This is a genomic window from Phycisphaeraceae bacterium (genome assembly GCA_019636795.1).
Classification (GTDB): Bacteria; Planctomycetota; Phycisphaerae; order Phycisphaerales; family UBA1924; genus JAHBWW01.
The window spans coordinates 369,418-391,671 of record JAHBWW010000001.1; the positions used below are offsets into that span (position 1 = coordinate 369,418).

General features: G+C 61.1%; 22 protein-coding genes and 1 tRNA gene. 17 read left to right on the top strand and 6 right to left on the bottom strand.

Annotated elements, in window-relative coordinates; genetic code table 11:
* Positions 1-48: 48 nt before the first annotated feature.
* A complete protein-coding gene (locus KF757_01570) occupies positions 49-411 on the bottom strand; it encodes a hypothetical protein (GenBank protein ID MBX3321658.1) in 363 nt (120 codons plus the stop codon).
* Positions 408-734, bottom strand: coding sequence for a DUF2089 family protein (locus tag KF757_01575; protein ID MBX3321659.1), 327 nt, complete (start codon positions 732-734; stop codon positions 408-410). The genes KF757_01570 and KF757_01575 overlap by 4 nt, the downstream gene beginning before the upstream one ends.
* A gap of 182 nt (positions 735-916) precedes the next feature.
* Here KF757_01575 and KF757_01580 point away from each other — a divergent pair, with 182 nt between their 5' ends.
* Genes KF757_01580 through KF757_01595 form a run of 4 tightly spaced genes read left to right on the top strand, consistent with a single transcriptional unit; the run spans position 917 to position 4,147 of the window.
* Positions 917-1,948 carry an SUMF1/EgtB/PvdO family nonheme iron enzyme gene (locus KF757_01580; protein ID MBX3321660.1) on the top strand — a complete coding sequence of 344 codons (1,032 nt, stop codon included), beginning with the start codon at positions 917-919 and terminating at the stop codon, positions 1,946-1,948.
* Between the two features lie 37 nt (positions 1,949-1,985).
* Positions 1,986-2,696, top strand: coding sequence for a hypothetical protein (locus KF757_01585; protein MBX3321661.1), 711 nt, complete (start codon positions 1,986-1,988; stop codon positions 2,694-2,696).
* A 54-nt stretch (positions 2,697-2,750) separates the two neighbouring features.
* Positions 2,751-3,830 (top strand): hypothetical protein, encoded by a 1,080-nt coding sequence (locus tag KF757_01590; GenBank protein MBX3321662.1) that lies wholly within the window; start codon positions 2,751-2,753, stop codon positions 3,828-3,830.
* Between the two features lie 17 nt (positions 3,831-3,847).
* Complete coding sequence (locus KF757_01595) at positions 3,848-4,147, top strand: hypothetical protein (protein ID MBX3321663.1); 300 nt, start codon at positions 3,848-3,850, stop codon at positions 4,145-4,147.
* A 20-nt stretch (positions 4,148-4,167) separates the two neighbouring features.
* Here KF757_01595 and KF757_01600 read toward each other — a convergent pair whose 3' ends face one another.
* Positions 4,168-5,265 carry a glycosyltransferase gene (locus tag KF757_01600; GenBank protein MBX3321664.1) on the bottom strand — a complete coding sequence of 366 codons (1,098 nt, stop codon included), beginning with the start codon at positions 5,263-5,265 and terminating at the stop codon, positions 4,168-4,170.
* Positions 5,262-6,611, bottom strand: a complete 1,350-nt coding sequence (locus KF757_01605) for an O-antigen ligase family protein (GenBank protein MBX3321665.1) — start codon at positions 6,609-6,611, stop codon at positions 5,262-5,264. The genes KF757_01600 and KF757_01605 overlap by 4 nt, the downstream gene beginning before the upstream one ends.
* Before the next feature lie 220 nt (positions 6,612-6,831).
* On the opposite strand from KF757_01605, the gene KF757_01610 reads away from it, so the two are divergent.
* The 8 genes from KF757_01610 to KF757_01645 all read left to right on the top strand — a co-directional run bounded on the left by KF757_01610 (position 6,832) and on the right by KF757_01645 (position 15,975).
* Positions 6,832-8,607, top strand: coding sequence for a hypothetical protein (locus KF757_01610; GenBank protein MBX3321666.1), 1,776 nt, complete (start codon positions 6,832-6,834; stop codon positions 8,605-8,607).
* Positions 8,608-8,665: 58 nt separating this feature from the next.
* Positions 8,666-9,730: an extracellular solute-binding protein gene (locus KF757_01615; GenBank protein MBX3321667.1), complete on the top strand. Its 1,065-nt coding sequence runs from the start codon at positions 8,666-8,668 to the stop codon at positions 9,728-9,730.
* 25 nt (positions 9,731-9,755) lie between these two features.
* Complete coding sequence (locus KF757_01620) at positions 9,756-11,003, top strand: amidohydrolase (protein MBX3321668.1); 1,248 nt, start codon at positions 9,756-9,758, stop codon at positions 11,001-11,003.
* Positions 11,004-11,070: 67 nt separating this feature from the next.
* Entirely contained in the window at positions 11,071-11,694 is a 624-nt protein-coding gene (locus KF757_01625; protein ID MBX3321669.1) for a hypothetical protein, read from the top strand.
* 170 nt (positions 11,695-11,864) lie between these two features.
* Complete coding sequence (locus KF757_01630) at positions 11,865-13,154, top strand: UvrB/UvrC motif-containing protein (protein ID MBX3321670.1); 1,290 nt, start codon at positions 11,865-11,867, stop codon at positions 13,152-13,154.
* Between the two features lie 321 nt (positions 13,155-13,475).
* Positions 13,476-14,402, top strand: a complete 927-nt coding sequence (locus KF757_01635; protein MBX3321671.1) for a hypothetical protein — start codon at positions 13,476-13,478, stop codon at positions 14,400-14,402.
* Positions 14,403-14,816: 414 nt separating this feature from the next.
* The gene (locus tag KF757_01640) at positions 14,817-15,275 is read left to right on the top strand and encodes a hypothetical protein (GenBank protein ID MBX3321672.1); all 459 of its coding nucleotides are present in this window, start codon (positions 14,817-14,819) and stop codon (positions 15,273-15,275) included.
* A 127-nt stretch (positions 15,276-15,402) separates the two neighbouring features.
* Positions 15,403-15,975: a hypothetical protein gene (locus KF757_01645; protein ID MBX3321673.1), complete on the top strand. Its 573-nt coding sequence runs from the start codon at positions 15,403-15,405 to the stop codon at positions 15,973-15,975.
* A gap of 21 nt (positions 15,976-15,996) precedes the next feature.
* Here KF757_01645 and upp read toward each other — a convergent pair whose 3' ends face one another.
* The gene (gene upp / locus KF757_01650) at positions 15,997-16,644 is read right to left on the bottom strand and encodes a uracil phosphoribosyltransferase (GenBank protein MBX3321674.1); all 648 of its coding nucleotides are present in this window, start codon (positions 16,642-16,644) and stop codon (positions 15,997-15,999) included.
* Between the two features lie 56 nt (positions 16,645-16,700).
* Here upp and KF757_01655 point away from each other — a divergent pair, with 56 nt between their 5' ends.
* On the top strand, positions 16,701-17,174 hold the full coding sequence (locus KF757_01655; GenBank protein MBX3321675.1) for a nucleoside deaminase: 474 nt from the start codon (positions 16,701-16,703) through the stop codon (positions 17,172-17,174).
* 1 nt (position 17,175) lies between these two features.
* Here KF757_01655 and KF757_01660 read toward each other — a convergent pair.
* A tRNA-Leu gene (locus tag KF757_01660) sits at positions 17,176-17,259 on the bottom strand.
* Positions 17,260-17,348: 89 nt separating this feature from the next.
* Here KF757_01660 and KF757_01665 point away from each other — a divergent pair.
* Genes KF757_01665 through plsY form a run of 4 tightly spaced genes read left to right on the top strand, consistent with a single transcriptional unit; the run spans position 17,349 to position 21,947 of the window.
* Positions 17,349-18,059 (top strand): DoxX family protein, encoded by a 711-nt coding sequence (locus tag KF757_01665; GenBank protein ID MBX3321676.1) that lies wholly within the window; start codon positions 17,349-17,351, stop codon positions 18,057-18,059.
* Positions 18,056-20,611: a hypothetical protein gene (locus KF757_01670; GenBank protein MBX3321677.1), complete on the top strand. Its 2,556-nt coding sequence runs from the start codon at positions 18,056-18,058 to the stop codon at positions 20,609-20,611. The genes KF757_01665 and KF757_01670 overlap by 4 nt, the downstream gene beginning before the upstream one ends.
* A complete protein-coding gene (gene tmk, locus KF757_01675; protein ID MBX3321678.1) occupies positions 20,608-21,276 on the top strand; it encodes a dTMP kinase in 669 nt (222 codons plus the stop codon). The genes KF757_01670 and tmk overlap by 4 nt, the downstream gene beginning before the upstream one ends.
* Complete coding sequence (gene plsY / locus KF757_01680; GenBank protein MBX3321679.1) at positions 21,273-21,947, top strand: glycerol-3-phosphate 1-O-acyltransferase PlsY; 675 nt, start codon at positions 21,273-21,275, stop codon at positions 21,945-21,947. The genes tmk and plsY overlap by 4 nt, the downstream gene beginning before the upstream one ends.
* The last annotated feature ends 307 nt before the right edge of the window (positions 21,948-22,254 follow it).

Sequence of the window (22,254 nt, forward strand, 5' to 3'; positions counted from 1 at the left end):
ACCGTGCATTCGTGCGGGTGAACGGGTCTTTCCGTTCGATCATGGTCTTCACGCTCCGGCGCGGAACTCGCTGGCTGCCAGTTTTCGCGATGCAGCCGCGGCATACGCGCGCTTGACGACGGGAAGAAGACATCCCATGACAACCGTCAGGATGAAACCAATAAGCATGAACGGGTACACGACATACATAGGCTGGCCCATGACGATGGCCACGATGCCAAAAATGAGCAAGGCGACTCCTATCCCGATGCCGGTGTAGAACATGCCCAGCACGAAACCTTTGGCTTTGCCGCGCTGCGCCAGCGGGCCGCCGAGCCCGCCTCCGATGCCGCCGAATCCGCTCCCGAGCACCGCTCCGAGAATGCCGCCGATCATCCCGGCTTCCTGTTGCGTCAACCACGGTTCGATCATGACACACCTCCATTGTCCATGGCGCTGCCGGCTCGCTCGGACAGGTCGAGCACGCGCCGCGCCGACTCGACCGAGATTCCGCCTCGGTCGATCAGTTCCGCCAGATACTCGCGCAGCGGATCGGGCTTGCGACCCGCGATGAGCCCCCTCAAACGCTCAATCACCTTGTCGAGCCTTGCCCGGATCGTGGGGTAACTGACGCTATAGACCTCCGCCAACCCCTTGAGCGACCCGGACTGCAAGACCAGTTCCTGCACCAGTGCAAGGTCCTCGGGCGGGAGGTTCAGGAGGGGCAGTTGTGGTGGATTGGGGGGCTGGTTCACTTTCGATTCTTTCAACAACACTTTCACATTGTACAACAAGTCTTGTGATTTATCAAGTCTAATTTTCATTTTTCTCATACAAGGCTGGTAAAGTCGTAAATCCCCCGGTTTTGCTGGTCAGACCGTTCTCGTGATGTACCTTCACCTTCGTAGCCGACCCGTTCGGCATTCGGGAGGTGGATATGCGATTTAGGTTTGAGCGAAACAGTGGATTCTTCGGGCGTGTCGCGGTTGCGGCATCGGTCGCGGCTATCGGTGTGCTCGCGCTGTCGGCCTCACCCGCAGCAGCCGGTCCGACGCCGGATTACGGGATCGATTTCGTCGTCATCGGCGATCCGGGCAATCGGCACGTCAACTTCGACGAGGGCCGACGGTTCTATCCGCCGTTTGCGCCTGAGGATTTCAGGGTCGGCACCGTCAACTACAAGTACCGCATGTCGCGCACCGAGGTCACCGTCGGGCAGTGGCTCGAGTTTGTCAACGCCTATCGGCCGTACTACGACGGCCCGACGAACTGGAGCGAGTTTACGAGCAACTGGATCGTCTACGACGCGGGGCTTGGCCGCTACCGCGCTATCGCGGGGGCCGAGAACTTCGCGGCCAACATGGGCTGGCGCTACGCGGCCCGCTTCTGCAACTGGCTGCACAACGGCAAAGTCGGCGAGCAGTGGGCTTTCGAGAACGGGGCCTACGACGCGAGCACCTTCGGTCGCGACGACAATGGCAACTACACTGAACAACGCGAACGCAACGCCGGCGCGAAGTTCTGGATCCCGAGCTTTGATGAATGGATCAAGGCGATGCACTGGGATCCGAACAAGGATGATGGCGAGGGCGGGTACTGGCGCTATCCGACGTCGAGCGATGACATGCCCATCGCAGGCCCGCCTGGCAGCGGCGACACGAACACACAGACAGGCATGATGTATGACGTGGGCTCCTACCCGCATGTGACAAGCCCGTGGGGACTGCTCGATGGATCAGGGGGCGTGTCTGAATGGAACGAGACGGTCGCAACCGAAAGCGGATGGCGGTTTGTCAAGGGCACGGGCGCAAACCTCGGACAGCCATTTGATCTGATCGATCGGTTCAATGGTCTCGGTCCGACTTCTTCTTTTCCCGGGCTGCGATTGGCTGGCATCATTCCGTCACCTGGGAGCACGATCGGGGTGGTCGTGGGGATGTTGACGATTCATCGCCGTCGTCGGCGATGAATGGATCGGTAGCGTGTTTGCAGGAAAGGAGCCATGAATGCTTAGAGTCATGATGTCATTGCTCTTTGTCGCGGCCGTGCTCTGCGTGACTGCTTCGGCTCAGACGAGCCCCTTCGACGTGACGGGAAACGCCGACACCATCACGCCCACCGCAACACATGTCAGCGGTGACACCTGGGATCTGGACATCGTGGTGCGACACTCCGGCTCACAGGCGAACGTTGACATCCTGGTCAACAAGGCCAGTGGCAACCGTCCGTCAATTCGTCATCTCACCTTCGACATCGAACCGGATACCGCAGTCGATCAACTGACCGTGACGGTCAATATTCTGGGGCCTACCAACGAACTGGACAACCTGCACTCGCTGGGATCCATGACCTTTGATCCGCCTGTGTTCGAGGACTGCGAGGTTCCGTGTGGGCCCGACCGCCGCATCATCATCGATGAAATGTGGGTCTTCGGCTCGGTCGGCGACATTGAATGCCACGGCATCGGTTCACTGCGCATCGGCGGGGACCTGACGGGTCATTTGCATGTGATGTCATCGGGCACAAGTTACGCTCAGGGGTTCATCATTGAATACGTTGACCTGATCCGCATCGAAGGCGATCTCACCGGATCAATCGCGGTGGTGAACGCGGTGGCGAGAATCGGCGCGATCGAAGTGGTTGGCGACATCGGCTCTGCCATGAGCCCCGTTAATCTCTCGCTGGCGTATCCTGCAGGTGTCATCGGTAATGTCTAATGCACGAACTTCTTCGGCGAACTGTTTGGCGGGTTGTCGCTGCGTCGATTTGAAATGTCCGGGACATTTGACGGCACCTTCAGTGTCGTGTCGATCGGCGTGCATACTTCCGGCATCGGCGTCAATGAGCCCGGATTCTTCATTGGCGAAGGGGATCTGAGTGGCGATGTTGCCATCAACTGGTTCCTTGAAGGGGAAATTTCCATACCTGGCGATGTCCCGGATGGTTCTGCTATTTGGCTTACCAGGCTTCCGGTTGATGGGACGATTTTAATCGGTGGACAACTGGATGGTCTCATCTATGTCAGCCACCCCGATGAAGAGCGTGAGTTTGCCGGCCAGATCATCATCAACTCAAACGCTGTGTCGGACCCCGACCGTGAGATGTGGGTGGGCGAGGTCAAAATATGGGATCCGATCGAAGAGGAACTGCTCACGCTCAGTCCTCAGGAATCTCAACCTGATCTGGCTCCGAAATATAATCGAACGTCTGTGCAGTTCGGCGGCGGTGCGATCGGGCTGGTGCCGTTCGACTTCCACCCGATCGACAGCCTTCCGCATCATAACTCAGTGGTCACCGGACCCGAGCCCGAAACAGTCATCATCCACCACTACGGCCCCATCATTGAAGATGACGATGAGGATCCGGACACGTACCCGGTGCGGGTGTACCAGTCGCCGGTGCAACTGCCGTGCTGCACGTACACGCATCATCGCGACATCCCGGTGTGCAACACTGCGATCTGGACGGACGTGACGGACGGATTTCTCATCAGCGTCTCGGGCCGCGAGGTCACCATCGAGAGCGACGCCAATACCTTCCATCGCGGGTATGTGTATCAGTTCGTGCCCGAAGCGTTGCTCTGCGACAAGGTGCCGGGCAATCCGCAGGTCGCGTGGCACTCGAACTGGGCCGGCACGCGAACGGGCACGACGCACACCTGCACCTCGCTGCCATACAGCAACGGCTACGGCTTCGTCATCCCGACCGCAATGGACCTGAATTTCAACCTGATGCACGACACCGGCGCTCTCGAACTCTGGCTGCTCGATCCGGTCGATGTCAACGACGACGACGTGATCGACTTCCTCGACGCAGCCGCCATTATCGACGCGATCGCAGAGCAGGAGTAGGCAGCGTACCATTCTCCATGCCGACGTATGTGTACGAAGTTCTCGACAAGAAGGGCGACGGAACGGGCGAGTTCTTCGAAGTCGTTCAGCCGATCACCGATGATGCGCTGACCAAGCACCCCGAGAGCGGGCAGCCTGTCCGTCGTGTGCCTCAGGCGTTCAATATTGCGGGCAAGTGGTCGGACATGAAGTCCAAGAGCATGCTGAGCAACAAGAACCTTGAGCAACTCGGATTCACGAAGTATGAGAAGCGCGGCGACGGGTATATGGAGCGTGTTGCGGGCAAAGAGGGGCCGCCTTCGATCTCGGCCGATTGACTCGGTCGATTGAACAGCGGTCAGCCAAGCAACAGTTTTTCGAGCGCAAGCCCGAGGCGGGCGGGGTCGAGTTCGTAGGCCATGCTTTGGGCCTGCGTGCGGGCTTCCTGCTGCCAGCTTTGGCTTGAGGATTGCGTGAGCGTGCGGCTCCAGGCTTCGATGGTCGGCTCGTTGAGCACGATGCCCACGCCGGGATAGCGACGAACAAGCTCGGCACCTCCGGCTGCGTGGGTCGTGAGGATCGGTGTGTGCATGGCCAGAGCGTCGGCGATGAACCGCCCGGTCGATGATTCGCTGCGATGCGTGGACCATGCTGCGGCGACATCGGCAGCTGCAAAGAAGAGTTCGGGTCGTTCGGTCTGCCCGAGCATGCGGACGGTATCGGCCACGCCTCGGGCGCGCAGTGTGCGGTCGATCAGGGCGGCTTTGCGTCCGACGATGAGCAGCACGCCGGGGTGGGCGTGAGTGAAGTGGCGCCAGCCATCGAGAAAGGCGTGCAACCCCGGGCGGTCGGTGTGGGTGCAGCTGATCGCGACGACCAGGGCGTTTGGTGCGATGCCCAGAGTGCTGCGGATGTGTGCACGGGCGTCGGGCGCGATCGACTTGGGATCGAGGGCGCTGGTGAATCCGAGAGGGTGCGCGATGGGGTCTGCGAGGCATCCGAGGCGGGCGAGGCGCGCGTGGGTCTGCTTGCCGATGGTGCGGGCCTTGTGTTGCGCGAGCGCGAGTGGCGGCACCCACAGGCGGTGAAGAATTTCCATGGCGAGCGTGGCCGGATTGCGCAGATTCGTGAGCCAGACGATTTCGTCGCGCCACGAACTGTCAAGCGGACACCACACCGTGCCGGGCACGAGCGAACTGAGCGAGATGGAGGGCTGTGCGACATGCTTGAGCGCCCAGCGTTGAAAGCGCATCGGGTGACGTTCGAGACGTTTGCGGTGCGGAGCGCGGACAGTGGCATCATCGGCCCCGACGAGATCGGCGTCGGCCAGACAGTCGGCCACGATGCGGACGTGGTGTCCACGATCGCGCAGGGCCTGCGTGATGATGTGCGCCCATGGGCCGGGCTGTTGCCAGCGGATTCGTCCAGCGTATTCAATGACCAGTGTGATGTTCACGCGCGCGCTCGCGGCGGCATGTAGGCCGGGCAGAGGGCAAGCAGGACGCCCAGCAACGCGCCTGTGCGCGAACTGAGATGAATGGTGTCGAATGCACAGACGAGCACAAGCCCGAGCAGCGCGCATGCCGGCCCGGCAGCGTATGTGCCGCGCGATTCGGGCGGGACAGAATGCCACGCTGCCCAGCCGATGCACGCGACAAGGAGCAGGGCAAGCGTGATGGCGACAAGCCCGCCGGTGGCTGCGACATGGATCGGGGTCGAGTGGGCCGAGTCGTGGATGGAATACTTGTCTGGATCGAGGCCTTGGTGTTCGATTTCGTTCATGACCCATGTGCGATAGCCACCCGCGCCGACGCCTTCGATCGGATGCGCAGCGAAGGCACGCAGTCCCCAGACTCCCATCGCGATGCGTGCCCCGGTGGGCGAAGTGAACTCGTCGCGATCAAGGGCTCCGCGAATCTCGTCGCGGGCTTCGATGACGCGGCTGGTGATCGGGCCACGCAGCGCAAGGCCTGCGACAAGGGCGAGCAGGCCGAGGAACACACACACGCCGATGATGCGTCGAGGTTGAGTGCGCAGCTCTGAACCCAGAGCAAGCGCGAGGGTGATGATGATGAGCAAGGCCGATGCGATCCATCCGCCGCGCGAGCCGGTCGCGAGTAGGCCCAGGGCGGTCAGCAGCGCGAGCGAGCATCCGATCAGGCGTGTGCGCCCGCGCCCGAGAAAGGCAGCGGGGAGGTGAAGCCCGAGCGCAGCGGTCAGCAGCGAGCCAGCGGTGGCGGCTCCCCACCATCCCGGAAAGCGATTGGGCATGTGGGTAAATGGCAGCCACGCGCTTCCCTGGAAAATCACTTCGACGAACTGCATGAGGTTGCCCAGCAGAAAGCCGGTACACAAAGCTGCAATCAGGAGCCGTCGCGATTCGATGATCGGCCACAGGGCCGGGATCAGCAACGCGAAGCGAAGATCCGAGAGTTCGAGCAGCCCCGTCTGGGGATCAGGCGACCACGCGAGTGAAATCGCCAGCCACGCTGCCCACGCCAGAAGCATCAGAAACACCGGCTGTCCCACCGAATGAATCACCATGCGGCGCGTCCACATCAGCCGAAGCACGAAATACCCGAGGAGAACCCAGAAGGAGATTTCGACAATGCTCATCGGCCCGGCGATGCCCGCAACGCAGACAGCTGCGATCAAGGCGTGAATACGCAATCGCCGGGGTGCACTCTCGCGCTGTTCGTCGAACAACCGGTCGATATTGCTGCGACCGATCCAAGGTCCGCTGAAGAACGTCGCCAGACGGGTGATAGGGTTATGGGCGGGAATATGATTCGATTGGCTCACGCTTTTTTGACTCTATCTGGCGTTCGGGGTCAACCTGTGCGGAATGGAGAAGGTATCAAGCCGAGAAAGAACGTGTACGAATGCTCGGAACTCGGGTGTCACTGGATCGTATCTTGTTCGGATTACGAACATTTTGGGGTGACTTGGGGTTAGAGATTTCGTAACCTTGTAGGTTGATCGGGTGTTTGCATGACGGGCCGAGACGTACAGGCGGAGGCAGATGATGCACGAAGTTCAAAAAGTTCTCAATGCTGCGTCGCTGCGACTGATGGTCGTTGAGGTGCTGCGCACAGGGACGGTGCTGCTGAGTGTTTCGCTCGCGGCGCTGTTCCTGATCAAGGTTGTCGAGAAGCTCACGCCGATCGATTTCCCCTGGGCTCAGTTGTTTATTGGAGCCGCAGCGTTCACAGTGGTGGGGGCGCTGGTGTGGGCGTATGCGCGTCGTGCGCGAGGCGTAGACCTTGCGCGTGTGGTCGATGAGCGTGCGGGATTGCGTGAGTCGCTGAGCACCGCGCTGTGTGTCGCGCGGGCTGATGACCCGTGGTCGAAGGCGGTGGTCGAGACAGCTCGCGATCGCGCCAGGCGCGTTGTGGTTCGCGACGCGGTGCCGATCCAGGCGCCTCGGCTGTGGCAGGTTCCGATTGTGGCAGCCCTGGCGCTGGCCAGCATGTGGTTCGTGGGTCGGCATGATCTGACTGGTTATCTGGCCAAGAAGGAACAGGAAGAAGCGATCCGTGACGAGATCCGCCAGGTGATGTCGGAGGTGCAGGTCGATCAGGAGAAGCTCGACGAACTGCTGCGCAAGGCCGGTATCGAGGATGGCACAGGCGACGAGGCCCCACAGGCCGAGCCGCAGCGACCCGAGCCCAGGAGCGTCGATGAGATTCGCCGCGAGGCCCTTCGCAATCTGACCAAAATGAGCGAGCAGATTCAGGCCAAGCAGGACGGCGAACAGGCCCGAACGCTTGCAGCGATCGAACGCAACCTCGAACAACTCAAAGCCCCGGGTCCGGGCCCGATGACAGAGTTCGCCCGAAGCCTGGCCCGCGGCAACTATGCCGACGCGCAGGCCAAACTGGACGAGATGGCTGAGAAGCTTGCAACCGGGCAGATGAACGAAGCAGAAAAGGAAGCTGCTCAGGAGCAACTTGCCAATCTCAAGGAACAACTCGATCAGTTGGCGCAGAACACCGACAAGATCGAACAGGCGTTGCGACAGGCGGGCATGACGGCGGAGCAGGCTTCGAAACTGGCACAGGCAGCGTCCGATCCGCAGGCGATGAAGGACGCGCTCGAACAGTTGCAGAATCTGAGCGAGCAGCAGAAGCAGCAGTTGATGGACATGGCGCAGGCGCAATGCGAAGCTGGCGAAGCGTGCCAGGGCATGGCGGGCGCGATAGGTCAGATGGCCCAAGCCATGAGCGAATCGAACAGTTCGGGTGCCATGTCCGAAGCGATGGATTCCATGAGCCAGCAACTCAGCCAGATGGAGATGGCTCAGCAGGAGATGCAGAACCTTCAGAATGCGATGGCTGAGTGCAACTCACAGATGCAGAAACTCGGTGAGTGCATGAGCGATGGCTCATCAGGTCAGTGCTTCGGCGACGGCGCAGGCACGCAAGGCCAATGGGCGGCTGGCGATTCCTCGCTTTCGCAAGGCTCCGGCTCGGGCGGGCCTGGGCAGGGACAGGGCGGCAGCATGGATGAGGAACGAACTGACTTCATGCTTCAGCGCGAAAAAGTGCAGGTCGCCAATCAGGGCGGACCGATCATCGGAGAAACGATCATCTACGGCGCTCAGGTTCGCGGCGAATCGAAGGCTTCATTCCAGGAGACCGTCGCGCAGGCGCGGGCTCAGAGTTCAGAAGCGATCGAGTCCAAGGCCGTTCCCAAGCAATACGAGACGGCAATCCAGCACTACTTCGGACGTCTCGAAGCCGTCGCTCGCACACAACGTGCACAGCCAGCCGAGACCAAAGAACCCGAGTCAAAGTGATCCGTTGACGACTTGTGTGCAATGTTCGATCGCTGCACAGTGTTCCGATATACTCCACGTGATGAAGCATTTCATACTCGCGATGATGTTGGCTGCCTGGCTTGGCGGCTGTTCCAAGTCTCCGCAGTCGCCCGACAACAGTCAGGACGGTGCATCGCAGTCGCGCGAAGTCGTGCTCTACAGCAGTGTCGACGACTTTCTGCTCAACGAAATCGTTGATCTGTATCGGAAGGAAACCGGCGTTCGCCTGCGACTGGTGGGCGACACCGAAGCCACCAAGACCACGGGTCTGGTCCAGCGCATCATCGCAGAGCGCGCCCAGCCGCGTGCTGATGTGTGGTGGTCGAGCGAACCCTTCGGCACAATTCAACTCGACCGCGAAGGATTGCTCGAACCCTACACAAGCCAAAGTGCCGAAGCCTCGATCGATGGTGGATGGCCGACATCGTTGCGTACCGAATCGTGGTATGGCTTTGCCCCGCGTGCGCGCGTCATCGCGTACGCGCCGGACCGTGTTCAAAACATCCCGGCCACGCCGCTCGAACTGGTCGATCCGCAATTCAAGGGGCGCGTCGGCATCGCTCGCCCGCAGTTCGGCACCACACGCGGGCATATGGGCGTGCTGCTCGATCACTGGGGCGAAGAAGGCTTGCGCACCTGGCTCGTTGCGTTGCAGGTCAATGGCGTGCGCCTCTACGATGGCAACGCGTCAGTCATCCGCGCGATCCGGCAGGGCGAAATCGATATCTGCATGACCGACACCGACGACGTCTGGGTCGGTCAGGAAAACGGCTGGAACATCGAACTGATCTACGAACCCATCGGCGTCGGACAGGGAGCGCTCAAGTCCACTGGGTCCGTCGTCATGCCCAATACGATCGCGCTCGTGCGCGGCGGGCCGAATCCCGATGCCGGTCGCCGACTGATCGATTTTCTGCTCAGTCCGCGCGTCGAGCGGCTGATGGCCGAGAGCGCGTCTCGCAACATTCCCGTTCACCCGAGCCTGGCAGCCGAGTTTGCCGAACTGATGGTGCCGCAGGCTCCGGATCTTGACCTGGATCAGGCAGCAACGCTCGTGCCTCAAGCCTTGGCAATCTGCGAAGAAGTGCTGATCGGGGGGTGAATCTCGTTGTCCTAGAATCGTCGCTATGAGCACCTGTGCGACCGACAAAGTGGATCTTGGGCTGATTCGTTCGATCATCAATCAGGAACTTGCCGGGCTCGTGGCCTTTCGCCGCGACCTGCACGCGCATCCGGAACTCGGCTTCGATGAGCATCGCACAAGCCGTGCGGTCGCTGACCAACTCGCTGCCCTCGGCATCGAGCACAAGGCCGGCCTCGCGGGTGGAACAGGTGTGCTGGCGTATCTGCCGCCTTCCAGCAGCAGCACGCAGCGATCCGTCGGGCTTCGCGCCGATATGGACGCCCTGCCCATCGAAGAAGAAACCGGCCTGCCGCACTCCTCGACTCGCCCCGGTGTCATGCACGCCTGCGGGCACGACGGACATACAGCAATTCTCCTCGGTACTGCCCGCGTTCTCAGCCGCCTCACTACACGCCCGAATCCCGTCACCTTCGTCTTTCAGCCTGCAGAAGAGGGCGGCGCGGGCGGCGACAAGATGTGCAAAGATGGCTGCCTCAAAGGATCTAGCGGCGGCGGGCTCGGCGTCCCTGTCGGTCGCATGTTCGGTTTGCACGGTTGGCCACAGATGCCAGCGGGTGTCATTGCCACCAAGCCAGGGCCTCTGCTCGCGTCAACTGACGAGTTCACCGTGATCGTCGAGGGCGTTCAGGCCCACGGCGCGTATCCGCACCTTGGGGCCGATCCGATTCTGGCAGCCTCGCATATCGTGACCGCGCTGCAGATGATCGCGTCGCGCAATGTCTCGCCGCTCGATTCGGTTGTCGTCACAGTCGGCATTTTCCACGCGGGCACCGCCAACAACGTGATTCCCGCGCGCGTTCGCCTCGTCGGCACAGTCCGCACGCTCAAGCCCGAGACACGCATCTTCGCAAAGAAGCGACTCTTCGAGATCATCGAGCACACCGCCAAGGCCCACAACTGCAAAGCCGACGTTCGGTGGGAAGAAGGCTACCCGGTGACACGCAATGACCCTGTGCTTGCCGATCACGTGCTGGCCGTCGCACGCGAGGCGTTCGGCGTCGATCGCGTTCAGGTTGTGCACGAGCCTTCGATGGGCGGAGAAGACTTCTCGTTCTATGGCCTCGAAGTCCCAGCGTGCTTCTATCTCCTGGGCCTGTGCCCGCCGGGGTCTGACCCACGGCTCATCCCTCAACTGCACCAGCCCGGGTTTGACTTCAACGACGACACCCTGCCGACAGCCATCGAGATGATGTGCCGCCTCGCGCTTGCACCAGATCCGGCGACTTGCTAACCGCCCGCCGATCTGTCATGATGTGAGCGATGGGCCATCACGCCCGCAGCGTCGAAAGGAAGACATCATGCGCATCGTCCTGGCAGCGATTCTCGGCGGCATCGCGCTCTTCATGTGGGGGTTTGTCTATTGGGTCGTCATCTCTCCGAATTTCTCGGCCATCAGTTCAATGAGCGTCGATCGCGAGCGCGCCATCACTGCCTCGCTCAACGAAAACATGCCGGCCGACGGCGTGTACTTCTTCCCCGGATTTGAAGACCACGGCAAGGCGGTCTCAGAAGAGGATAAAAAGCGCCTGGATGAAGAGTGGAGGGTCCGCCATCAGGAAGGCCCCATCGGGATGATCGTCTACCGTCGCGCAGGCTCCGAGCCTCAGCAACCGGGCCAGTTCCTCGGAGGGTTTCTCATCAATATCGCCAGCGCGTTCTTCGTCGCCTGCCTGATCGCGATCAGCGGTGCTGCTGGGTTTGTGCGGCGTTTCGCGATGGTCTTGTTCTTCGGTCTTGCAGCCTCCTTCGCAACACATGGACTTCAATGGAACTGGTTCCGATTCCCCACTCCTTACACCATCTTCCAGATGATCGATGTCATCGGAGGCTGGACAGTCGCAGGCGTGGTCATTGGTGCGATTGCCGGTCATGGCACGCACACATCCAGGCCTGTCGCTGCGCCTGTGCACCCCACGGAATAAGATCATGCGTGCCTGATGATCCAGATCCGTATCGACCCGGCGACCTGGACGCGGAGGGGTTTCTCCCCGCCGACGCGCCGCCGCCCTGGGGCACGGAATCCCGCGATGAGCGACTGCTCCGGCTCAACCGTGCCGCACGCAACCTCCCGCCAGCGCCGGGCGTGTATCTGATGAAGGACGCTACGGGCGTTGTCATTTACATCGGCAAAGCAACACGCCTCTGCGATCGCGTTTCGAGTTACTTTCTTCAATCGACCGAGCTCGGCCCGCGCAAAAACCCCATGCTCGACACGGTTCACTCGTTCGATACTCTCATCTGCGAAACCGAGTGGGAAGCCCTGCTCGCCGAAAGTCGCCTGATCAAAGACGTCAAACCGAAGTTCAACGAACGGCAGACCGACGATAAGACATTCCCGTATCTCGTCGTCACGCAACGAGAGGATTTTCCGCGAGTCTTCATCACGCGCAACCCCGCCGGCATCGACGACAAAACCGGCGCGCAACTGCCCGAGTTCAAGGGAGCGCGCGTCTTTGGTCCATTTACAAATTCTCAGGCCTTGCGCGAGGCCATTCATTACTTGCAGCAGGTCTTCAAATTTCGTACATGCTCGCTCGACATCAAGGCGGGCGACCCAAAGAACCACTTCTTTCGCCCTTGCCTGCTGCACGCCATCGGGCAGTGTACAGCGCCATGCAACGATTCAATATCGCCCGATGCCTATGGCGCAGACATCGACCGCTTCATCCGCTTCCTCGGCTCGCGACGCAGCGTCATGCTCCGCGAGTTGCGACAGGAAATGACCGATGCAGCCGCGACAATGAACTATGAAAAGGCCGCCACCTTGCGCGATCAGATCTCGGCAATCGAAAAACTCGATCAACGCGCCAGTCTCAACGATCAATGGCAGCCCGAAGCCGAAATCGGCTACATCGAGCCCGAAAAGGCACTCCGAAGCCTCGCCAAAACCCTCGCCCTCGATCGCCCCATCCGCTGCATCGAGGGCATCGACATCGCCCACCTGCAGGGCGGCGAAACCGTCGGAAGCAAAGTATGTTTCATCGACGCCCGCCCGTTCCGCGATCAGTACCGCCGCTATCGCATCCGCAGCGTCGAAGGCGGCAACGACGACTACGCCAGCATCCGCGAGGTCGTCAGCCGCCGCTATCGCGAAGCCGGCGCAGGCCACGAACTCTACCCCGATCTCATTCTCATCGACGGCGGCCTCGGTCAGTTGCACGCCGCACTCGAAGCGTTTGCAACATTGCAAATCCCACCGCCGATGGTCATCAGCCTCGCCAAGAAAGAAGAACTGATTTACACACAGCAGCGCTCCGCCCCGATCCGCCTCGGCCGCAACAACCCGGGCCTGAGGTTGTGCCAGCAGATCCGCGACGAAGCCCACCGCTTCGCCCAGCACTACCACCACATTCTCAGACGGAAGAAGTCGCTGGAAGAGTGACGGCCACACGAGACACCCAAAGAGGGGGTATTACTAAAATTTTCTTCTTCTTCTTCTTGGTTGCAGGGGGGCGTATGACTCGTTAGACTTTCAAACATGGCCATGCGGCACCGCATTCTACTCGGGGTGTGTTTTCTGACACTTGGGCTCTCTGCGCAGACGGCGAACGGCGAGGATGTCGGGTCTCGCGAGTGGTTTGAACGCGCTCGGAAGCAAGCGATGCAAATCGAACGACCGTTCAACGATGGGACATTCATAAGTTTACGAAGGACCGTTGGTGCCAAAGGCAATGAACAAACGCTTCGCAGGTTGAGGGCCGAAGTGGCCGGTAAGCCCGAGCATCCCCTCTGGCAGGAACTCAACACACTTGAGCGCACACTTTCCAAAGGTCCCGACACCACCGATAGTCTTTACTGGTTTTTCAACAAGGACCATTGGCGTGTATCACAGGACGAAGGGTGGAGAAGCACTTCGCCTTGGGTTGATACGGTGTTGCGAGGGCGCGACGCATGGCGGTTAGTTCCGCAAACCCTGACCGTTGGTCGTGCGGGGAGCAATACATTGCCGCCCCAAAGCAACCCCGCAGGCCCCATCGAAACATATGTACGAATTCTGCTGACATGTGGCATTGGCGGCTCCCCAGATCGCGCTGTAGACGATGTACGCCGCGATGGCGACCGATGGGTTGCTCGATTGGCAAATCAATCCAGAACGGAGATTTCAGAGTTGACGGGCCGCATTGAAGAAGGCGAACTCGTTGTTGAAACCGTTGTGACGCTTAAGCACTCAGATGCGAAGTGGATTGGCTACACCTATTCCTTCGTGCCGGATAGCGATCGTCTCCTTCCCAGATTGATCGAGGGTATTCGGCCATCAAAAGGGTTGCGTATTTCTGGTCAGGTTGAACATGTGTCGCCCGCCACGATCGAGTTAATCGAGTTGCGAGACTTACACCCCGAAGAATCGATCACGACACATTTGCGCACCCCGAGTCTCGAAGCCGGGGATTCAGTTCGTAGTTTGAATCAACTGACGGGAATCATCGATCACAACTCCGGGACGGTGAATTCAGTCACCGATGGATTGGTGCTTCCCAACGAGGTACTTCGGCTCTCGCCATCGGCGGGCCAAAGCCGGTGGGTATCTCTCGTTCAGAATAGTCTAGTTGTCGTTGTTCTTGGTGCGATCGTGGCACTGATCCTCAAAGTCCGAAAAAAAGGCAGTTCTCGAGGAGTAAACCATGCTTGAGCGGAATTGTGTAACCTTGGCGCTGGCAGGGATGTTAGTGACCGTTGCATCAGCACAGATGCTTCCCTGCTGGGGGACAGTCAATACGGGGACGGAAGCCTGCAACTTTTGGCAGTGGCCGTCGGGATTGTGTGATGTGACGTATAACATCTCGATGCAATTGTATCGGGCCGACCCGGCTTCTATGGGCTTCAAGGAGCCGGTTGTACATTACGCCGAGTGCTCTGGGACCTACTACACCCGTGATGGGGAAAATGAGTGTACTGTGGCAAATCCGTTCTTTTGGCAGACTACAGGCACTCAGGGTGGTAACGGAGGCTGCCCATCACCTCCGGGCGGCGGCAATTGAGCATGGCGGAGGCGCCGGGCAAGCACTGGCAGTCAGCGCTTGGATTTGCATGTTGTGCGGTCGGCATGATGACCATCGGTGCCGCAGGAATTCTCAAAATTTTGGATCTCGAACAATTTGAGGTCACCCTTCGCGAGCATTGGGGATTTCCCATTTGGGCGCGTGTCATTATCGCGACAAGCCTTCCTCCCTTTGAGGTCGCCTTGGCAGTTCTCTGGCTGGCTGGCGTGCGAAGGCACCTTCAAGAGTTCCTGGGCCTTGGGTTGCTTGTCGTGCTGACAGCGGCATTTTGCTGGTTGTGGTTGCAGGGTCGTCCCCCACAGTGTGCTTGCTTCGGTCGGATCCGAGCATACGCACAGATGCAAAACGATGCTGCCTGGGTGGTTGTACGCAACGGCCTTCTTGTATTCATACTTACTTTGGGAATGCTCCTTCGCTGTGGCAGTGGCTGTAATCGTCGCCAGCGGCCCGGGCCTCCCGCAGTGTGTGGGCTCCACATCTCGCGCTGGGGTGTCACTGCTTGAAATGATCGTCGTTATTGCTGTAACCGCGATCCTCGCATTGCTTGTGCTGCCGGTCCTCGCAAGGGCTCGGCTTGCCGCTCAGGATGTTGTCTCCGTTTCCAATCTTCGAACTCACGCGCAAATTTTCATGGCATATGCAGGGGACTGGCAGGATTACTTTCCGTATATCACGCGCCCGGACGCAACGACTTCGATCATACGTGGATGTGGCGGCTGGGGATACTCGTCGTATTTCGGGGCCGCCGTTGTATGGCCTATTCCATTGGCCGATGCCTATTACGATGGAGCATGCACAGGGGCTGTGTTCCACCATCCTGCGTACCGAGGCGATGGTTTCAATAACTACATGCTCTCGACCTCAACGCTCGCAGAGCCTGCGTACTGGGATCTGACCACCCGTACCGGGCCGAATCAGTGGGCACCACAGCGACTGCCCAAGGTCCAATTTCCCGCCGCCAAGGCCATTCTGGTCGAGATTCATCCTGTCCATGACATGCCATACCAGTCGCATAGGCAAACGGAGGGCATGCCACCTGTCGGCATGGCCGCAGTCGATGGCTCGGTCGGCCGGTGGAAGCGAGAAGACCTCATTCCCGGCGTGACCAGCGGTGAGGGAATCTACGACGGCATCTACCTCGGCCAAGGTGTCTTCGGCATGCACACCATCAACGGCGTCCTCGGGCGCGACATCAACCGCTAAGACCTTCGCGCCAACCCCTCTTCACCCCGTCCCATACAACCGATCGCCCGCATCTCCCAGTCCCGGCAGAATGAACCCGCGCTCGTCGAGCCTTTCATCCAGAGCCGCGGTATAGATCCGCACATCCGGATCGATCGCCAGCAGCCGCGCCACGCCTTCGGGCGCCGCAACCAGACAAATCATCCGCAGATCGCGCGCCCCAGCCTTGCGCAGCATCTCGATCGCCGACGCTGCCGATCCGCCCGTCGCCAGCATCGGATCGACCAGCACCACCGGCCCCGCGTCCAGATCGCTGGGCAACTTGTTCAGATAGGCCTTGGGTTCGAGCGTTCGCTCATCGCGAGCCAGCCCCAGATGCCCGACCCTCGCTTCAGGCATCACCTCCAGCACACCGTGCGCCATCCCAAGCCCCGCCCGCAGCACCGGCACAACCGTGATCGTCTGCGCCAGCCGCCGCCCCGTTGTCTGCTGCATCGGCGTCTCAACGACGACGTCCACCACTTCAAACGACCGTGTCACCTCATAGACCATCAGCCCGGCAATCTGAGCGAGCAACGCCCGGAAGGCTCGAAAACTGGTGGTCTTGTCGCGCATCCACGTCAGCTTGTGCTGAATCAGCGGGTGCTCGAAGACAATAAGGTTGGGAAAGACAGGATTGTGTGCCGCCATGCCCTCGATTCTAATACACTGGCGCTCCCCGCGTACGGAGACGAATCATGCCTGCCCTGGATCAGCCGACCCTCGACCGCCTCGCACTCGAAGCCGCCCTTGCCCAGGCCCTCAAATCCCGCGATGAAGGCGGCATCCCCATCGGAGCCGCTCTGCTCGATCCGCACGGGACCGTCCTCGCCCTGGGCCACAACCAGCGCGTCCAGCACAGCGACCCCACCGCACACGCCGAAATGGTCTGCATCCGTAGCGCCGGCCGACGCCGCGACTGGCACACCCTGACCATGGCAACCACCCTCAGCCCGTGCGCCATGTGTTCCGGATGTGCCGTCCTTCACCGCATCCCACGCATCGTCATCGGCGAAAGCAAAACATTCGTCGGGCGCGAAGACTGGCTCGAACAGGCCGGAACACAACTGATCCGCCTGAACGATCCCCGCTGCATCGCCCTCATGGAGCGGTTCATCGCCGATCATCCGGACCTCTGGAACGAAGACATCGCCATCCCTCCCGGGCGTGGCGATGTCTGAGTGCGGGTGACAGGAATCGAACCTGCAAAGCCTTTCGGCCACGGGAACCTAAATCCCGCGCGTCTGCCAGTTCCGCCACACCCGCATCCTGACACCGAACTTTATGCGGCCGATTCCGCGTAGTTTGGGCAGCGAAGCCTCGCTTCGCCGATACCATCACTGTTGGAGGTGCTTATGCGCAAACGCGATGCTCTCGGTCTCAGCCTCGGCCCGGTCTTTCTTCGCCTCATCCTCGCCATCACGTTCATCTGGGCTGGTGCAGGCAAGTTCCTGATGGAAATCCCCGTTTCCCCACCGCCCCCCGCGCAGGTACAAAATACCCCGAACGGCGAAACCCCCGACGCCGGCACGAGCAACAGCACTGCGCCGACCGAAGCGAGTCCCACAACCCAAAAGGCATACCACGCCATCGCCGGCCTCATCACTCACGCTGCCAATCCCGGCTTTGATTCCAATGGCGATGAACTTCGCCCAATCTGGCCCGCCCAACTCGCCCAAGGTCATTGGCCCAATACTCTCGCACTCACTGCCTCGCTCTCCGAACTCATTGCCGGATTCCTGATCCTCATCGGCTTGTTCACACGCTTCAGCAGCTTGGTCACTCTCGGCGTCATGGCAGTCGCCATCTGGCTCACGCAAATCGGGCCCGCAATACAAACTGGAGACGCACTCCTTGGCTTCCTCCCCAACCGCGGGGCGTTCGATCTCGATGCCGCTGGCATGTCTGTCTGGTTCACCCTCCTGTGGCAATTCTCGCTGCTCTGCATATCGGCCGCATTGATGTTCCTCGGTGCTGGCACGCTCAGCCTCGATCGACTTGTCTTCGGCGGGCCTTCACGCGCCACTCGATCCAAGTCGCGTGAGACCAAGGAGTCCACCACTTGAACACGTCGCGGTCGTTCATGTCACGCTTGTTCGTGCCGTCGGCCGCGTCGATCGTTGTTCACGCCCTCCTGCTCGCCATCATCCTCGCCGCCACCATCACCGTCACAAGGCGTGAAAACCCGCGACCCACCCTGACAGATGTCGTGATCGCTGCCGCACCGCCCCCAGCCGCTCTCCCCGACACCAGCGTCGAGCCCCAACCTCGCAACGCTGTCCCGACAGCCGGTGCCTCTACGCTCGCCCTGCCAACCGAGCCGCTTGCGAGCTTCGCTCACGCTGCCGATCTTTCCAATGCGCCCGCGCCTTTGGTGCCATCCGCATCGCGAGCCTTGCTCGATGCCTCGGTCGATCAGCCTCAACACGCGGTTTCCTTCGCAGGTCTTTCTGGCAAGGCAGCCCAGCGCGTCGTCTACGTCGTTGACGCCTCCGGAGGAATGGTCTCCAGTTTCGCATTCATCCGCGCCAAGCTCGCCCATTCGATCGCAGGTCTCAGTCCCACTCAGCACTTCCAGATTCTCATCACCCGCCAGCAGGCTTCGACCGAAACCGTCGTACGTTTCCAGCATCCTGAACCTTCTCGCGACGATCTCGTGCGCGCCTTGCCCGCCAATCGCAACGCCGCAATCTCGTGGCTCAAGAGCCTCATCGTCGGCGGAAAGTCCGACCCTCTCGAAGGGCTCAAAGCCGCCCTCGCACTCGAACCCGCGCCCGACCTGGTTTTCTTCCTCTCACGCGGATTCATTCGAGCAAACGCCGATTCGGCCTGGAGCCTCGAGACCGTGCTCGCCGAACTCGACCGCCTGAACCCGCGCAGTCGCCGCACTGGCCAGCGGCCCGTCGTCATCAAGACCATCCAGTTCCTCGACGACGACCCCACAGGCCTCATGCAGGCCATTGCCGACGTTCACGGCGACGGCCTGGGTTCCTTCCGCGTCCTGACCATCGACGATCTGGCCGATCAGGGCGCACAGGACGACGCCATCGCGGCCGAACGCGACTCGCGCCTCGATGCAGCCTTGCGCGACGTGCGAGCGATCCTCGTCGCGGTCGAAACCGACGCGCGGCACCTTGCTTGTGGCCTTCCCCTTCAGATCGAGCGCGAGCGCGTCGCCGAAGCCGTGCGCGATGCCGAACGCCTGCTTGGCCCGCGAATCGGCGATCTCATGACACCCGATGCTCCGCTGCGGGCGCGCGTCGCCTCGCTTCGTGCACTGATCGAAGATGACAGCGTGATGAATGATCGCGCCACTGCCCTGCTCGACGAACTCTTTCTCGTTGATGCCGACGCCGATGCAGCCCGGCGCATTGCGCTCCTGATCGCACTGGCTCGTAGCGGACGCTTCGACGACGCACAACACATCGCCGCATCGCTCGAATCGGATATCGCCTTGCTCTCGCTTCCCGATCGACTCGCGGGCGAACTCGCGCTGGCGTGCGCTCGCTTCGGCCTGTCCTTGTCCCTGCGACCCGGCGCCGCGTGGCGGTCTCTGCTCATCGAAGCCCGCGCCGCCCACGTCTGGTCTCTTGGGCAAAGCGACGCTTTCGAGTCCCTGCTCGCCTTTGCTACCCAGGAACCAGCCCATCAGCGCGACATCTGGGCTCGTGTCGATGCCGCAACCACCAATGTTCCAAGCGATCGACTCTCCAGCGAGGTCTTGTTCGCTCGGGCGATGCTCCGAGCCAGCCATGTGCCTGAGGACGCCGTCGAACTCCTGCTCATGCTGGCCGAGCGCGAGCCAGGTTCGGGCCGTTCGTGCGATGCGTTCTGGGAAGCCTCGGTCCTGCTCCAGTCGATCGATCGCGCGTTGGCTGCCGATGTTCTCGAACGCTTCACCCAGGCTTGTGCCGATGATGAGCGCACAGCGCCAGCGCTTCGGGCCGCTGTCGCGTGGACCTCCGAAGGCAACGATGCCGTCCTCGCACGTCGACTGCGAGCAGCCCTCAATCACCTGCCGACTGATCCACTCGCCGATGTCTGGCGCACACGATGCGCAGCCCTCGTCAACCCGCCCGAAGCCTGGCCTCTGCTCGAAACAATCGCTCCACGCTCTCCCGTCGCGCCGGTCGCGATGGAACTGGCCCTAAAAATTGTGCAAACCGAAGATGACGCTGCTGCGCTCGATCGTGCCCTTCGACTCGCCGAACGATTCGAGAGCGAGCACGCGTTACCACTGCGCGTGCGCCTCGTCAAGGCGATGCTCGCTGCTCACGACTCAACCGCCCTCGCTCACGCACGCCGGCTCGATCTGGCCCATCCCACCCACCTCCTGCTCCTCGCCCGGGCCTGCCTCATGACCGATCGTGCCGACGAAGCCCTCGAACACCTCGACCACCTCACACGCCTCGCGCCCACCCGCTCACCCGAATGGTGGGAGTCGTGGACGCTCCTGCTTGAAACCCTCGACGAGCGCACAGCCGGAGCCCAAGCCGACCTCATCCAGGCACACCTCTACCGCCTCACGCTGATCGATCCCCAACTCGGCGGCCCTCCGTGGAAGAACCGGCTCGACGCGATCCGCACTTCCACACCCGGCTACACTGGCAAGCCGTGACGTTTCACACGCCCACCATCGCGTCTCTCATTCCGCATTTACGCGGGCGTTTCATTGTCCTCGACGGCCCCGACGGTTCGGGCAAAACAACGCAGTTTCGTCGTCTCGTCAGCGAGGTCCGCAAGGCCGGCCTCCAACTGTGCGAAGTACGCGAGCCAGGCGGCACAACCATCGGCGAACACATCCGCCAGGTTCTGCTCAGCCACCACGACGAACCCATGAGCACCCGTTGCGAGATGCTCCTCTACATGGCCAGCCGTGCCCAACTCGTTGAACGTCGCATCGCCCCCGCTCTCGCTGCAGGTCATCTCGTCCTCGCCGATCGCTTCGTCAGCTCCACCATCGCCTATCAGGGCTACGCCGGAGGCCTGCCAATTTCGGAAATCCATCAGGCAGCCGCCATCGCAACCGGAGGCCTGACCCCCAATCTGGTCGTCATCTTCGATGTCGACGAAGATACGGCTGCGACAAGGCTCAATCCGCTTCTCGACCGCATGGAAGCAAAGGGCCGAGCGTTCCACGCGCTCGTCCGCCAAGGCTACCTCACCGAAGCTCGCAACCATCCCGATCAATACGCCGTCATCGATGCCTCGCCCGCCGAAGAAATAGTCTGGTCCAGCCTCCTGCATCTGTTTGCAGACAGGCTCGGAGCAACCTCACCATGATCTTCCTGCTCGGCATCGCTGTCGGCTTCATGTGCGGGTCCATCCCGTTCGGGCTCATCATCGCACGCTCGAAGGGTATCGACCTGCGCGCACACGGCTCGGGCAATATCGGGGCGACCAACGTCGGCCGCGTTTTCGGGCTCAAAGGCTTCATCGTCTGCTTCCTCCTCGACATGTCCAAAGGATTTGTGCCCACGCTCGCCTTTGGGATGCTCTCGGGTCTCCTCGGTTCACTCCTCATGCCCAACGCCCAGGCGATTGGACTCATGGCCGTCGCGGCTGCCCCAGTGCTCGGGCACATGTACTCCCCCTTTGCCGGGTTCAAGGGCGGCAAAGGAGTCGCCACAGCTGTCGGCTCCCTTATGGCTGTTTTCCCGGCAATGACAATCCCCGCAGTAGGGGGTTTGATCGTGTTCATTCTGGTCCTCGCCCTCTGGCGCATGGTCAGTGCAGCCTCCTGCGCTGCTGCCGCCTCCATTCCCCTTTGGGTCTGGTTCGAGTTCTCAGTCGCCCAGCGACAAGGGTTTATCGCCAGCTGGGTTCGCGACGGGTGGCCATTCATCGCGACCGGGGTCGCACTGGCAGCCCTCGTTATCTGGCGCCACCGGACCAACCTGGCCCGCGTCATGGCCGGCACAGAACCCCGCCTCGGACGTTCCAAAACCCCATGAGCGCACCTTTCGCCGGTCCGCGCGCGCACACACACAGCAATTCAATCGGACCTTCGCAACCGCCGATATCCACCTCGACGACTTGTTCATATCCGGCACGGACGCCAAAGACCGCACAATCGGACCGCATCGGCATCTCCGATCGGATACCCGAGTGAGCAACGCACCGTGTCGGGACGACAAGAGAGATGATCTCTTACCGCGGGAGGCCGACCATGCGTTATCCGAGGCTGACAGAAACAGGCAACGAAACGGACGCACCAGCCACATATCGGTTCCCACGATCTGCTCCGGGTCGAGGGGCAGC